Source organism: Streptomyces sp. NPDC047017, from assembly GCF_040644175.1.
Lineage (GTDB): Bacteria > Actinomycetota > Actinomycetes > Streptomycetales > Streptomycetaceae > Streptomyces.
Map to the genome: position 1 here is coordinate 71,825 of NZ_JBEYVW010000026.1, position 14,307 is coordinate 86,131.

At 75.8% G+C, this 14,307-nt stretch carries 12 protein-coding genes; 7 read left to right on the top strand and 5 right to left on the bottom strand.

Features of this window, described 5'->3' with window-relative positions:
- Nucleotides 1-167: 167 nt before the first annotated feature.
- Nucleotides 168-620 carry a hypothetical protein gene (locus ABZ858_RS33330; RefSeq protein WP_361387334.1) on the bottom strand — a complete coding sequence of 151 codons (453 nt, stop codon included), beginning with the start codon at nucleotides 618-620 and terminating at the stop codon, nucleotides 168-170.
- Between the two features lie 165 nt (nucleotides 621-785).
- Between ABZ858_RS33330 and ABZ858_RS33335 the strand changes: the two genes are divergently transcribed.
- From ABZ858_RS33335 to ABZ858_RS33350, 4 genes are all read left to right on the top strand, one after another.
- Nucleotides 786-1,880, top strand: coding sequence for a hypothetical protein (locus tag ABZ858_RS33335; RefSeq protein ID WP_361387337.1), 1,095 nt, complete (start codon nucleotides 786-788; stop codon nucleotides 1,878-1,880).
- A gap of 167 nt (nucleotides 1,881-2,047) precedes the next feature.
- A complete protein-coding gene (locus ABZ858_RS33340) occupies nucleotides 2,048-2,413 on the top strand; it encodes a hypothetical protein (protein ID WP_361387340.1) in 366 nt (121 codons plus the stop codon).
- Between the two features lie 4 nt (nucleotides 2,414-2,417).
- Nucleotides 2,418-5,327 carry a substrate-binding domain-containing protein gene (locus tag ABZ858_RS33345; RefSeq protein WP_361387343.1) on the top strand — a complete coding sequence of 970 codons (2,910 nt, stop codon included), beginning with the start codon at nucleotides 2,418-2,420 and terminating at the stop codon, nucleotides 5,325-5,327.
- Nucleotides 5,328-5,377: 50 nt separating this feature from the next.
- On the top strand, nucleotides 5,378-6,790 hold the full coding sequence (locus ABZ858_RS33350; protein ID WP_361387346.1) for an extracellular solute-binding protein: 1,413 nt from the start codon (nucleotides 5,378-5,380) through the stop codon (nucleotides 6,788-6,790).
- Between the two features lie 66 nt (nucleotides 6,791-6,856).
- On the opposite strand, the gene ABZ858_RS33355 is transcribed toward ABZ858_RS33350, so the two are convergent.
- Entirely contained in the window at nucleotides 6,857-7,030 is a 174-nt protein-coding gene (locus ABZ858_RS33355) for a hypothetical protein (protein WP_361387349.1), read from the bottom strand.
- Nucleotides 7,031-7,229: 199 nt separating this feature from the next.
- Here ABZ858_RS33355 and ABZ858_RS33360 point away from each other — a divergent pair, with 199 nt between their 5' ends.
- Entirely contained in the window at nucleotides 7,230-8,573 is a 1,344-nt protein-coding gene (locus tag ABZ858_RS33360; RefSeq protein ID WP_361387352.1) for a helix-turn-helix transcriptional regulator, read from the top strand.
- 43 nt (nucleotides 8,574-8,616) lie between these two features.
- On the opposite strand, the gene ABZ858_RS33365 is transcribed toward ABZ858_RS33360, so the two are convergent.
- Nucleotides 8,617-9,207 carry a hypothetical protein gene (locus ABZ858_RS33365; protein WP_361387355.1) on the bottom strand — a complete coding sequence of 197 codons (591 nt, stop codon included), beginning with the start codon at nucleotides 9,205-9,207 and terminating at the stop codon, nucleotides 8,617-8,619.
- A 622-nt stretch (nucleotides 9,208-9,829) separates the two neighbouring features.
- On the opposite strand from ABZ858_RS33365, the gene ABZ858_RS33370 reads away from it, so the two are divergent.
- The gene (locus ABZ858_RS33370) at nucleotides 9,830-10,801 is read left to right on the top strand and encodes a nucleoside hydrolase (protein ID WP_361387456.1); all 972 of its coding nucleotides are present in this window, start codon (nucleotides 9,830-9,832) and stop codon (nucleotides 10,799-10,801) included.
- Between the two features lie 98 nt (nucleotides 10,802-10,899).
- Here ABZ858_RS33370 and ABZ858_RS33375 read toward each other — a convergent pair whose 3' ends face one another.
- A complete protein-coding gene (locus ABZ858_RS33375) occupies nucleotides 10,900-11,583 on the bottom strand; it encodes a DUF6445 family protein (protein ID WP_361387358.1) in 684 nt (227 codons plus the stop codon).
- Nucleotides 11,584-11,817: 234 nt separating this feature from the next.
- On the opposite strand from ABZ858_RS33375, the gene ABZ858_RS33380 reads away from it, so the two are divergent.
- The gene (locus tag ABZ858_RS33380) at nucleotides 11,818-12,540 is read left to right on the top strand and encodes a DUF4142 domain-containing protein (RefSeq protein WP_361387361.1); all 723 of its coding nucleotides are present in this window, start codon (nucleotides 11,818-11,820) and stop codon (nucleotides 12,538-12,540) included.
- Between the two features lie 65 nt (nucleotides 12,541-12,605).
- On the opposite strand, the gene ABZ858_RS33385 is transcribed toward ABZ858_RS33380, so the two are convergent.
- Nucleotides 12,606-14,279 carry a glycoside hydrolase family 13 protein gene (locus tag ABZ858_RS33385; protein ID WP_361387364.1) on the bottom strand — a complete coding sequence of 558 codons (1,674 nt, stop codon included), beginning with the start codon at nucleotides 14,277-14,279 and terminating at the stop codon, nucleotides 12,606-12,608.
- Nucleotides 14,280-14,307 lie beyond the last annotated feature (28 nt).

Genomic DNA, 14,307 nt, shown 5'->3' on the forward strand with positions numbered 1-14,307 from the left:
GTGGGCGGGAGGAGGACGCGCCCAGAGGGCCGCGGGCCCGGCACACACGCCGGGCCCGCGGCCCTCGTCCGTTACGCGTCCCCCGCGCCGGGTGTCAGGCGCCAAGCGCCAAGCGCCAAGCGCCAAGCGCCAAGCGCCAAGCGCCAAGCGCCAGGCGCCGGGTGGCCTCAGCCGATGCGGCGGCCCCGGGCGTCCTCGTGCGTGTAGAGCCAGTAGAAGCAGATCAGGCCCACCGCCACACCGAACGCCAGGGACAGCCCGATGGTCCGCAGGATCGACGCGCCGGTCTGGCCGTACAGGAAGCCGAGGGCCGCGCCGGAGAACAGGAACCACAGGAAGGCGTGCTGCTCGCGCCGCAGGCGCGGGGCCAGGGACAGCGCGGCCGCCATGAGCACCGCGAAGACGATCACCGTCACGAAGCCGAACACCACGTTCCCGGCCGTGATCGGCCCGCCGGAGCGCCGGTTGGAGGCGGCCCAGTAGCCGTAGACCAGTCCGACGGCCAGGGGGACCGCCCACCGGCCGACGGTGTGCGCGCGGTCGCTGAAGAGGTCGGGCGTGCGGGGGTGCCGGGCGCCGGGGCGCGTGGCGGAGCCGGACACGGGTGCCGCGTGGACCATGGGAGCACTCCTCTCTCCTCGCCCCCGCCCTACCAGAGCACACCGCCAGGGCAACCCTGGCAAGTCGACGGGGTGAAGATGTTCCCGGTCCGGCATCCGCCGGTGTACCGGCAGCGGTTACCGTGACGCCGTACGCGACCGACCGATCACCGACGCGGGGGGACCATGCCCGGAACCGTGCTGCTGCTCGCCGCCTCGCCCCAGGGCAAGGGGCGGCTGGTGGACGCCGCCGCCGTGCTGCCGGTGCTGGCCGCCGTCGAACCCGCCGTGCTGTCCGGCACCCGGACCGCGACCGTCGTCGAGCTGGCCGACCCGCTGGAGCCGCAGGCCGTCCTGACCCGGCTGCGCGCCGCCGCCGCGGCCCCCGGCCCGCTGACCGTCTACGTCACCGGCCAGCTCCAGCTCGACCGCAAGCAGCGCCTGCCCCATCTGGCGCTGGCCCGCACCACCCCGGCGACCATGCGCTACACCGCCCTGCCCTGGCACTGGCTGCGCGACGAGCTGCGGCTGCGCCCGGAGGGCACGACCACGGTCGTGGCCGATCTGTACGCCGACCAGGAGAGCTGGCAGCAGCTCGCTCAGCGCCCGCTGGACACGGGCGGCAACATCTCCGTGTACGGGCGGATCGCACCGCCCTCGGCGCGGCGCGCGGTGGCCGCACCCGCGTACATGAGGACGGTGGCCACGCTCCTGCGCAGCGGGCACCGGCCTCCGCTGGAGCAGCTGCACGAGCAGGCGCTGGCGCGGCTGGCGGCCGAGGAGGGCGACCGGCCGGGCGGCACCGGACGGGCGTACGGCGGCCCGGGCATCGTGCTCGCCGCGCCGCGGCCGGCCGCGACCGACCCGCACGCGGCCATCGCGGCCTGCGTGGAGTCCGGGCGGCACGGCGACGCGGACGCGCTGGCCGCGCGCTGGGAGCAGGACGCCGTACGGGCGCACGGACCGGCCGCCGAGGACGCGCTGCACTGGACCGAGGTCCGCGCCGACCTGGCGATGCTCGCCGGGGACCCGGCCCGCAGCTGCCGGGCCTGGCTCACCGTCGCGGCCACCCGGCTGGCCCTGGGCCAGCACGCCGACACCCCCTCGGTCGAGGCCGCCGTGGACCGCGCGCACCACCAGTGGGGCCGCATCGACGACCCCGAGCGCGCCCGCGAACTCGGCCCGCTGCTCGCGGAGTTGCGCGACCGCGTGCCAGGACGCCGGGAGGGCGCGCTGGACGATGTGCACCGGCAGCTGCGGCAGTTGCAGACGCAGGACTGACGGGGGGCGGGCGCAGGACTGACGGGGGTGCGGGCGCGGGATTGGTGGGGGTGCGGGCGCACGACCGGTGGCGGGGGCGCGGGGGCGGGGCTTTCGGGGGTGGTGCGGGCGTTCCGGTCGGTACGACCCCTCGCCCTGGAGCTGACGCGGTGCCAGGATGGTGAGTTATGGCTGAGGGGGACGGCGTGGTCGGCCGGGGCATCCGGGTCCGGTTGGACGGGGGCGCGGGCGGCAGCAACGATGTCGCCGCGCTGAAGGCGTGGCTGGAGCGGGAGAAACCGCTGGAGGAACTGGTCAGCGGCGGGCGGCTGCGCATCCTGGAGCGGCCCCGCGGCGACGGGCCGCCCGGGCACATGGGTGCCGGGATGGAGATCCTGCTCGTCGTGGTCGGCGCGGGCGCCGACGCGTTCTTCAAGGAGCTGGTGGAGCAGACCCGGCGGGCGGTGTCGGCCTGGCTGGCGAACCGCCGCCGGGTGGAGTCCGGCGACTCGCCCGAGCCCCACGTCGATCCGGTGAACCCCGACGAGGGATAGCCCCGTGAGTCCCGAGAGCCGCTTCGACCCGCGCGGGCGGGTGAACCGGGCGCTTGTGGTCGGCGTGTCGGAGTACGACCACCGGCAACCGGCCGAGGCGGACGGCGTCCCGGGCGATCTGCCCGCCGTCCGGCACAACCTCAGCAGGCTCCAGCGGGCGCTGCCGCGCGGCGGCGTGTTCACCAAGCAGGAGATCGTCGTCGCCCGCTCGCCGACCCTGGACGAGTTCAGCGAGGAACTGCGCACCGCCGCCCAGGAGGCCGAGGGGCTGCTCCTGTTCTACTTCGCCGGGCACGGCGCGGTGCCGAGCGCGGGCAACGAGCTGTTCCTCCAGATGCGCAACGCGCGGGTCGTCGCGGGCGGGCAGGCGGTGTTCCCGGGCGCGGACGCGTTCACCGGGGTGCTCACCGTGCTCGCGGGCAGCCGGGCCGAGCGGATCGTGGTCGTCCTCGACTGCTGCTACGCGGGCAACGCCGCCAAGGTCTGGCACGACTCCGCCGACCGGCGGCGCAAGACCCAGCTGCTGATGTGCGTGCAGGCCAACCGCCTCATCGACTCCGGCGACGGCACCGGGCCCACTCCGTTCACCGACCATCTCGTACGACTCCTCGGCACGGACGCGGAGTCCTCGCTCCCCTCGCTCTTCGCGCCGCTGCGGGAACGGATGCTGACCGCCGGGCTGCGGACCACCAGCCAGGACGCGTGGGAGCCGCAGTTCGCCGGGGAACCGGGCGTGGACGTGCTGCTGACGGCGGGGGAGGCCGACGAGCCGGGGGCGGGCCCCACGCCGTTACCCGGCGTGGGCCCCGCGCCCGCACCCACTCCCGAGCCGGGTCCGCGGCCCGTGCCCGGATCGAGGGGCACCCCAGACCATGAGCCCGCGCCCGGTCCAGTTCCCGCACCCGAGGCGCCGGCGGGGGCCGTGGAAGCGAGAGCCGGTTCGCCCGAGCCCGAGCCCGAGGCAGGTCCCGAGCCCGAGGCAGGTCCCGAGCCCGATCCGGAGCCGGGACCAGATCCTGGGCCTGGGCCGGGGCCAGATCCTGGGCCGGGGCCAGATCCTGGGCCTGGGGCCTCGCCCGGAGCCAAGCCCCCGCTGACCGCCCTCCTCGCCGCGCTCGGTGTCCTCGCCGGCTTCGCCGGTGGGGTCGTGCGGTGGTTCCGGAGGCTGCGCGTGGTGGCCCGGATCGCGCTCAGCGCCGCCCTCGTGCTCGCCCTCGCCACGCTCGGGTACGCCGGCCACCGCGTGATCGGCGCCGGTGGCGGCCACGCCTGCGCCCCGCCGCTCGAACTGCGGGTGCTGACCGACCCCGACCTGGAGCCGACCCTGCGCGCCGCCGCGGACGCCTACCTCACCTCCGACGCCAACACCACCGGCCACGGCTGCCGCCGCAGCGGCATCACCGTCTACAGCGCGGGCGCGAGCAGCGCGGTCACCGCGCTGCGCCAGCAGACCGACGCCTGGCAGGAGCCCCGGGAGGAGGACACCAACCCGCAGCGGGACGTCGGGCCGCAGCCGGACGTGTGGGTCCCGGCCTCCGCGACGGACGCCGCCCGGGTCACCGCCGCCCGCACCGACCGTTCCTTCGCCGACCTGGAGCCGGACGCGGCGCCGTTCGCGTACTCCCCGGTCGTGCTCGCCGTCCCGGGAACCGGCACCGCCACCGGGACCGCCACCGCCACCGGGACCAAGACGGGGACCGGGCAGCCGGCCGGGCAGCGGACCGGGCTGTCGCTGTCCCGGCTGATCGGGGACCTGAAGAAGCAGGACGGCGGCGCCGCGGTGCTGCGCGCCGACCCGGAGGTCACCGACTCCGCGCTGCTGGCGACGATCGGCCTGTACGGCGGCGGCGCCGAACCGCGCGCCGCCGAGCAGGGCGTACGGCCCACCGGACCGCCCGCGCCCACGGCCGCCGAACTGCTGTGCGCGCTGCCCGGCGACCACGCCGCCGACGCCCGTACGGCCGTGCTGGTCCCGGAGTTCCTGCTGCGCGGCGGGGTGGGCTGCGCGCGCACCACACGGGTGCCGCGCAGCGCCGAGTACCCCACCGACGTACCGGCGCTGACGCCCACGTTCGTGCGGGTCCGCTGGGAGGACGGGGACCGGGACGCGGCGGCGCGCGACGACTGCGTGGACCGGTTCCGGCGGTGGCTGACCGGCACGGAGGGGCTCGCCGCGTTCACCGCCGCCGGGTTCCGCTCCGCGTCGGCCGCCGGGCATCCGCTGCTCGACGCCGGCCACGCCGGTGCGGGCGTGCTGCCCGCGCCGGGGCCGCTGCCCGGTGCCGCCGCGCGGACCGCGATGGACACCACGCTCGACCGGTACCGCGGCGCCAACGGTCCCGGCCGGGTCCTCTACCTCCTGGACAGCTCCGGTTCGATGAGCACGCGCTGGCCGGGGCCCAGCGGCGGGCCCGGCATCCTCAAGCAGTCCCTGGGCGGCCTCGGCAGCCAGGACGAGTACGGGGTGTGGGGGGTCTACGACGGGCCCGGCGGCCAGGACCACGACACGGTGCTCGGCTTCGGCCCGCACCGCCGTGCCGACGCCGAGCACGCGGTGGACACCGGGGCGCGGGTGCGGGACGCCGAGGCAGATCCGCACGCGGCGCTGCTCGCCGCGCTGGACTACCTCGCGGCGCGCGGCACCGACGACGAACGGCCGCAGCTCATCGTCTACATCACCGACGACGAGGACGCCGACAAGCTGACCGGGAAGAACCTGGCCGAGGTGCTGGACCGGGCGGGCCGGCGGAAGGTGCCGGTGGACATGGTGTCCCTGGTCGGCGGGTCCTGCGACCAGGGCCGCCCGGACGCCCTGATCGCCGCGGCCGGCCACGGCCGCTGCCTGGACGCGGTCGACGACCTCGGCGCGGGCCTGCACGACGAGGTCGCGCGCGTGGGGACGGGGGAGGACTGATGCCACCGACGACACGGCCGACGACGGGACGGCCCCCGACCGCAGCGCCGGTGACGGTACGGCGTCCCGCCCGCCCGCCGTCCTCCCGGTGCGCCCGCCTCCTCGCGCTGCCCGTGCTCGCCGCGCTCCTCGCGCTCACCGCGTGCGGCGGCGGCGCGCCCAAGGCGGTGCCGACCGCGGCCGCCGACGTGCCCGGCGAGATCGTGGTGGCCAGCGGCCGGGACGTGACCGGCAAGAACGGCATCCGCCAGCAGCTCATCGACGCCTGGAACCGGCAGCAGGACAAGCAGGGCACCGGCTACCACGCCCGGCTCGTCGAGCTGCCCGGCTCCGCCGACGAGCAGCGCAGTCAGCTGCTGGGCGCGCTCCAGTCGGGCAGCGCCGAGTACGACGTGGTCAACCTGGACGTGACCTGGGTGCCGGAGTTCGCCGAGGCCGGGCTCGTCCGGCCGCTGCCGGACACGGCGCTGGACGGTGACGTGATCGCGTCGGTCGCCGGTACGGCCCGCTGGAAGGACCGGGTCTACGCGGTGCCGTTCAACAGCGATGTGGGGCTGCTGTACTACCGGAAGGACTACCTGGGCGCGGCGGGCGTCCGGCAGACCACCCTCGGCTCCGGGCTGACCTGGCAGGATCTGCGGGGCCTGGGCGACACGCTGGACGCGCACCCGCCCCAGGGCTACGAGAAGCTGTGGACGACGCAGCTCGCCGCGTACGAGGGCCGTACGGTCAACGCCGTCGAGGCGTTCGCGTCCGCCACGAAGGACTTCGCGCTCACCGACGCGGCCGGCCGCTACACCGGGAGCCGTCAACAACTGGCCGACGGGATCGCCGAGTTGCGTCGGCGCACCGAGAAGCCGTACACCCTGGACCACGCCGTCGCCTCCGACGAGACCGCCTCGCTCAGCGACTTCGCGGACGGCCGCACCGCCTTCCTGCGGCAGTGGCCGTACGCCTACGGCACGCTCCACCAGACGTTCTCCGCACGTCAGTTGGGCGTGGCGCCGCTGCCCGGCCGGGCGGTGCTCGGCGGCCAGGACCTGGCGGTGACCGGGTCCTCGCAGCGGGCCGGGAAGGCGGCGCAGCTGATCGCCTTCCTCACCGGCGCCGGGAGCGAACGCTGCCTGCTGGACGCGGGGTTCGCCGCGACCCGTACGTCGGCGTACGTGGACGACGGCGTCAAGTGCGCCGCCGCGGCCGCCGCTGCGGGGCCCACGGCGGCACCCACCGGCGAGAGCACCGACCGGATGCCGCGCGACGCGGCCGGCCGCCCGGACTACGCCCGCCCGATCCTGCTCCCGGCCCTGCAACGGGCCGTCTCCCGCCCCCGCACCCCGCTGTACGGGGCCTTCACCCAGACCTTCACCACCGTGCTGGGACAGCTGTTCGGTGACGACCCGCCGAGCGACGCGGTGCTCGCCCGCGACCTGGACACGGCCCTGCGCAGGGCACTGCCGGACTGAGCCCGACCGGCCCGACCGGCAGGTACGTCCCTGCCGGCCCGACCGGCAGGGACGGGCGGCCAGGCACTAGCGATCGTCCTGGACCACCGCCGGCCGGTCCGGGCCGGGGTCGGCGGCCCGCGCCAGGCCGCCCACGTTGGCCGCGGTGACCAGGGCGGCCACCGCGACGAGGGCCGCGCCCACTCCCCGGACATGGCGGGCGCGGACGCGTCCGGGGTGCGCGACAGGGCGTCCGAGCACGGCAACCGACCTCGCAGCGGCGACAGACGACAGTGACGGGTTAAGCGGGTTTAACGTGCTTCCCAACCTAGGGGGTGGGCGGGCCGAACGAAAAGCGGGGCGAGGGGAGTTGGGACAGGACGGGACGGAAACGTCCGGTGGCCTCCGACGTCCGCCGGAACCGCCCGCCGCAGGCCCGCTTCCTGGCATGATGAAGCGCATGGCGAAGCGGGACGACCCGGAGACCATCGGGCGCAGGGTGCAGCGGCTGCGGCACGAACGCGGGCTCACCCAGCGCCAGTTGGCCGAACCGGTCTACACGCCCGCGTACGTCTCCACGCTGGAGGCCGGCCGGGTGCGCCCCTCCGACGAGGCGCTGCGCCACCTCGCCGAACGGCTCGGCGTCGCCTTCGAGGAACTGGCCACCGGACGGCCCGCCCATCTCGTCACCGACCTGCGGCTGCGGCTCACCGAGGCCCAGCGGACCCTGGCCACCGGGGAGACCGAGGGGGCCGCGGAGCTGTACGACCGGCTGCTCGCGGAGGCCGAGCGGCACGAACTCGCGGACCTGCGGGCCGAGGCCCTGCTCGGGCTCGGTGAGTGCGCCCTGGAGACCGGCGAGCTGGAGCGCGGCCGGGCCTACTTCGAGCGGTCCGAGCAGGTCCTCGCCGGCGCGCCGCTGCCCGCCCGCGTCCCCGCCCTGCGCGGCCGGGCCGTCTCCCACTACCTGGCCGGGGAACTGCGGTACGCCGTCTACCTCTTCGAGTCCACCCTCGACGAACTCAACCGGACCGGCCTGCACGACCCCGACGCCCTGCTCCTGCTGTACGCCGGTGTGATCGGCCCGTACATGGACATGGGCGCCCACGCGCGGGCGGCCCAGGCGGCCGAGTTCGCGCTCGCCCTCGCGCCCCGGGCCGGCGATCCGGCGCTGGTGGCCCGGATGCACCGGTCCGTCGCCCGCACGCTGCTCGCCGAGGGCCGGCTCGCCGAGGCGGACGCCTCGCTGGCCAAGGCCGCCGAGCTGTACCGGCAGCTCCAGCTGCGCACCGAACTCGCCAACTGCCACTGGATGCGCGGTTACGTCTGCGCGCAGAACGGCGAACTCGGCCGCGCCGAGGAGGAGCTGCGCGCCGCGCACGGCATGCTGACCGCCAAGCGGGCCGCGCTCTACACCAGCCAGGTCGTGGTCGAACTGGCCGACGTCCTGCACCGGCGGGGCAAGTCCGAGGAGGCCGCCGGGCTGCTGCGGGACGTCCTCGGTGACCTGTCCTCCGAGCGGGGCGCCGTGCACGCCGCCGCCGCGCACCGGCTGCTCGGCATCATCGCGGAGGACGCCCGGGACACGGAGGCCGCCGAGGAGCACTACGTGCGCGCGCTGAGTCTGCTGGAACGCGCCGGCGCCGCCGGTGACCTGGCCGACCTGTGCCGTCTCCTCGGCGATCTGCTGCGCCGTACCGGCCGGGTGGAGGCCGCCCTGGACGCGTACCGCACCGGCCTGGGCCACCGTACGGCCCCGGGCACGACGACCCTGGGTCCGGCCCCGGCGCCGCCGCTGCTGTGAGACCGGGGCCCGCCGGGACCCCGTCAGGTCCGTACGGCGGGGCTCACGCCTGGACCCGGGCCCCGTGCTGGACGGCCGTCAGACGGTCCGCGCCGCGCCGGGCCGCCGCCACGGCGGCGTCGGACGCGAGGTCGCCGGGCGCGCCGTCGGTGAGGGCGAACGCGTCGCCGCCGACCCGCACCGCGGCGACGTCCAGGGTGAGGGCCGGCGCCGTACCGCCGTCCGGGCCGTCACCGTCGCCGTCTCCGTCTGGGTCGTCGGCGTCCTCCGAGGTGCCGGGCGGGGCGGTGAAGGTGATCCGCAGTCCCTGGCGGGCGTCCCCGAGGGCGGGCAGCGCCAGCTCGCTGACCTGGACGTCCTGCTTCCCGGCCCCGGGGGTGGTCGCGGTGAACCGGGCGCAGGTCTTCGGCAGCGTCCGCAGCCAGGCCAGGGTGCGGTCCACGTCGGCCGGGCGCAGCGAGAGCACCTGATGGCGCAGTTGCGCCTGGTCGTCGCCGTCGTCGAAGCCGGCCACCGCGTACGTGCCGGTGGGCGCGCCGAGGGGCTGGTCGGCGTAGAGGGCGTCGAGCAGGCGGCGGCAGTCGGGTGCCGCGTCGGTGCGCGCCTTGAGGATGCCGTCCCGCCAGGTCGCCACGCCCTCGGACGGCTGCCAGGACGTACGAGGTCGGCCTCGGTGAGCAGCGCGGACTGCGCCTGGGCGGCGGTGAGCGCGGCGGCGGCCGTGGGGGCCGGGGTGGCGGGGCGGGTGGCCGCAGGGGTGGCCGCGGCGGCGGACGCGGGGGCGTCGGCCGGCCGGCCCGGCTGCCCGGCGGAGCAGGCGGTGGCGGTCAGCAGGGCGGCCCCGCAGAGCACGGAGGCGGACAGCGCGGCACGGACGGCCGGGGGACGGGGCATGGGCGGATGCCTCCAGCGGGACGGACGGCGGACGGGCAGGGGACGGACGGTGGAACGGGCGGGGAGCGGGCAGCGGGAGGGACGGCGGGCGAGCCTCCTGCGCATCCCACGGCATCACCGGCCCGCCGCGTCCACCACCGCGCCGGGCCGTCCGGGTGAGGGGCCGGGGCCAGGGCCGGGGCCGGGAAGATGCGACAGTTACCAGGAGCGCGGACGACGGAAGTACGAGAAGCGCGGACGACGCAACGCAGGAACGTTTCCCAGGGAGCCCCGCCGTGACCGGTCAGCCCAGCCCCGCAGTCACCCCCGACGCCACCCCCGCACCCATCCCCGCAGTCACCCCCGACGCCACCGCCGCGGCCATCCCCGTGATCATCGACTGCGACACCGGCGTCGACGACGCGCTCGCCCTGCTGTTCGCCGTGCGCCACCCGGGCCTTGACCTGCGCGCGGTCACCTGCGTGGCCGGGAACACGGACGTGGACCAGGTGGTACGGAACACGCTGACCGTCCTGGAGCAGGCGGGCGCCCCCGGGATCCCGGTCGCGCGGGGCGCCGAGCGGCCCCTGATCGAGCCGGTGCGCACCGCGCACCACGTGCACGGCCACGACGGCATGGGCGACCTCGGGCTGCCCGAGCCCGCCCGCCGGCCCGCCGAGGTGGACGCGGTCGCGCTGCTGCGCCGGGAGATCCTGGCCTCGCCCCGCCCGGTCACCCTGATCCCCACCGCGCCGCTGACCAACATCGCGCTGCTGCTGCGCACCCACCCCGAGGTGACCGGCAACATCGAGCGGATCGTCTTCATGGGCGGCGCGGTCGCCACCGGCAACGCCACGGCGGTCGCCGAGTTCAACGTGTGGCACGACCCGGAGGCCGCCGCGATCCTGCTCACCGCCGGGGTGCCGATCACCATGTACGGCCTGGACGTGTTCGAACGGGTGATCGTCCCGGCCGACGACGTACGGCGGCTGGGCGCGAGCGCCGAGCCGGGCACCCGGCTGGCCGGGCGGCTGCTGAGCCACCGCGACCCGGTCACCACCGAGGAGGACCCGGCCGGCGGCCTCGGCGACGCGGGCGCGGTCTGCGCGGTCGCCGACCCGGCGGGACTGACCACGCACCGGCTGCCGGTCGAGGTGACCCTCGCGCCGGGACCGGCACGCGGGCAGACGGTCGTCGACCGCCGCCCCCGCCCCGGCGAGGCAGAACTGCACGGCGAGGCCCGCGAACAGCGGCTGGTGGACGTGGCGCTGGACGTCGACGTGGAACGGTACGTGAAGCTGTACCTGGCCACTGTCGAGGGCAACGCCGAGGGCGGCGCCGCCGCGGGGGCCTAGGGCCTGTTGCGAAAGTGGCGTCGTCGCCCGGAGGGCGTGCCGGGCGTCGCCCGGCAGGCGCCACTTTCGCCACAGGCCCTAGCGCCGGGAGCGGGTGGTCACGCCATCCAGAAGAAGACCGCCGTCATCCGCTTGTCCTCCAGGGTGCTGCCGCAGTAACCGGTCGCGCTGTGCACCAGATTGGCGTGGTAGAGGAGCAGCCGGTTGGCCTTGTGCGGCACGCGGACGTCCTCCTCGAAGGCGTCCGGCGCGACGAACCGGGTGCCCAGCGCCTCGACGAGGTTGGTGTGCGGGGCCTGCACGATGTTGCCGCCGAGCCGGCCGCCGGGCAGCGACTGGCGGTAGAAGCTGGTCCCGCAGTCCCCCGGGACGTCCGGGTTGAGGTAGAGCACGGCCGCGTACCGGCACAGCGCGCGGGAGTCGGTGTGCGGGCGCGGCTCGCTCTCGCCCTCGCCGACCACCTGCACGCAGTTGTGGTTGAGGGTGCCGCCGCCGGTCGCCTGCTGCACCCACAGGTCCTTCGCCCCGGTCGCCTTCTTCACCAGCCGCTCCACCCGGGCCAGTTCGGCCGGTTCCAGGCCCGGCATGGTCCGCAGCCCCGGCCAGGTCTGCGCGGTGTACGGGTACCCCTTCACCCAGTCGTCCCTGGTCAGGCACCGCTCCCGTACGGCGGCCGCGTCGGGCAGGACGTCGTCGAGCACCCAGTAGTCCCGGCCCTTGGTGGGCTTGCGGTAGGGCAGGACGGGGAGCGCGGCGGGGACGCGGGGAGGCTGTGGGGGCATGCGGCCGAATGTAGGGCGGCGCTTCGCCAGGTCTCTCCCACGCGGCGGTCAACATTGTGTCAACCTTCTGGATCAGAAGGTCAGTTGACGGACTTGGGATTTTACCGGGACCAAAGGTTTCCGCGGCCGTCGCGTCCGTACCGAGCGGTGCCCGAACCGTCCACGGGCACGAGCCACGACCGGACAGGAGACACGACGGTGCGCTTCTCGCGGAACGCGACGGGGACGCTCTTCGTGAGCGGAGCCCTCGGCCTGACCCTCGCCGCGCTCGCCTACCCCGGCATGCTCGGGTTCCAGACCGTCACCGGCGCCCCCACCCGGGTCGTCGCCCAGACACAGTGGGGGCCGCTCACCGAGGCGGACCGGGACTTCGTGGTCAAGGTGCGCGCGGCCGGGCTGTGGGAGTACCCGGTCGGGCACATGGCCGTGCGCAAGGGCACCACCAAGGCGGTGGTCACCGCGGGCGAGCATCTGATCGACGGGCACGCGGCGCTGGACGCGAGCTGCCGCCGGATCGCGCCGCTGCTGGACATCACGCTGCCCGACGCGGCCAGCCCGCAGCAGCGGGGGTTCGTCAGCACGCTGGGCGCCGACTCCGGCAAGCGGTTCGACAGCGACATGGCGAACATCCTGCGGGTCACCCACGGCCAGATCTTCAACACCATCGCCAAGATCCGGTCCACCACCAGGAACAGCCTGGTCCGGGCGCTGGCCGACCAGGCCAACGCCACCGTCCTGGACCACATCACGGTCATGGAGAACACCGGCCTGGTCGACTACGACCGGGTGCTCTACCAGGAGACCGCCCCGCCGAAGCTGCCCGCCTCCGACCTGACCCCGCCGCCCCCCTCCGGCGGCGCGCCCCAGGTCGTGCTCACCCCGCCGCCCGGCGCCACGTCGAGCCCGCTGGACGTCGGCGGCGGCCCGCAGCCCGGCCCGAGCCCGACGACCGGGTGAGCCGGGCCCGACGCCTTCCGTGACAGGGACAGGCCCTGAACGGACCTGAACGGACCTGAACGGCCCTACGCGAGCCAGACCGTGGTGTCCGGCTCCAGCCGGCGCCCCGTCAGCGGCGCGCTGCTCAGCAGCACCTCCCCCGGCGGCAGCGGCACCTCGGCGTCCGACAGGTTGGTGACGCACCGCCAGCCCTCGGACCGGGCGAACGCCAGCACCCCGGCCGGGGTGTCCTCCGCCCAGGTCAGCGACTCGCCCGCGAGCAGCTTGCGGCGCAGCCGCAGGGCCGTGCGGTACAGCTCCAGCGTCGAGCCCTCCACCCCGTCCTGCGCCCGCACGGCGTACGCGGCGAAGGAGGGCGGCTGCGGCAGCCAGGCACCGCCCGCCCCGAAGCCGTACGACGGCCCGGTCGTCGTCCACGGCAGCGGCACCCGGCAGCCGTCCCTGCCCTTGCGGAGGTGGCCCGTCTGCTCCCAGATCGGGTCCTGGAGCACCTCGGTGGGCAGGTCGGCGACCTCGGGCAGGCCGAGTTCCTCGCCCTGGTAGACGTAGGCCGAACCGGGCAGCGCCAGCATCAGCAGGGTCGCCGCCCGGGCCCGGCGCAGCCCCGCCGTCCGGTCGACGGCCGGGGCACGGCCGCCGGACAGCAGCCAGGCGTTGTCGTCGGTGCCCGGCGGCAGCATCAGCCGCGTGGCGTGCCGGATCACGTCGTGGTTGGAGAGCACCCAGGTCGCCGGGGCGCCGGCGGCCCCGGCGGTGGCCAGGGACGCGGTGACGGCCCGGCGCAGCTCGTCGGCGTCCCAGCCGGTTTGCAGATACTCGAAGTTGAACGCCTGGCCCAGTTCCTCCGGGCGGGCGTACAGCGCGCGCCGGGCGTCGGGCACCCAGGCCTCGGCGACGGCGGTGCGCGGCGGGGAGTAGGCGTCGAAGATCTTCCGCCAGTCGCGGTAGATCTCGTGCACCTCGTCCCGGTCCCAGTACGGATGGCTGCCCGGCGCCAGCCGTGGCAGCGCCTCCTCGCCGGTGGCGCCGATGTCCCCGACGTCCCGCAGTGGCTCGCCGAGGTCCTTGGCCAGGGCGTGCGCCACATCGACGCGGAAGCCGTCCACGCCCCGGTCGGACCAGAACCGCAGCGTGCTGCGGAAGTCGGCGCGGACCTCCTCGCCGCGCCAGTCGAAGTCCGGCTGCTCGGGCGCGAACAGGTGCAGGTACCACTGCCCGTCCGGCACCCTCGTCCAGGCGCTGCCGCCGAACACGGACCGCCAGTCGGTGGGCGGCAGTTCACCGTGCTCGCCGCGGCCGTCCCGGAAGACGTACCGGGCGCGGGCGGCGGAGCCGGGACCGGCCCGCAGCGCCTCCTGGAACCAGCGGTGCCGGTGCGAGCTGTGGTTGGGCACGATGTCGACGATCACCTTGAGGCCCAGGCGGTGCGCCTCGGCGGTCAGCGCGTCGAAGTCGTCCAGGGTGCCCAGGCGCGGATCGACGTCCCGGTGGTCGGCGACGTCGTAACCGCCGTCGGCCAGCTCGGAGGGGTAGAAGGGGCTCAGCCACAGGGCGTCGACACCGAGCGAGGCCAGGTGGCCCAGGTGCCGGGTGACGCCCCGGAGGTCGCCGAGCCCGTCGCCGTCGGCGTCCGCGAAGCTGCGCGGGTACACCTGGTAGACGACGGCCTGCCGCCACCAGTCGGGGCTGCGGGAGGACAGGTCGGGCGGGGAGGCGGGCGGGGAGGCGGGGCCGGTCACGCGGTCTCCTCTTCGGGCAGCGAGGGAG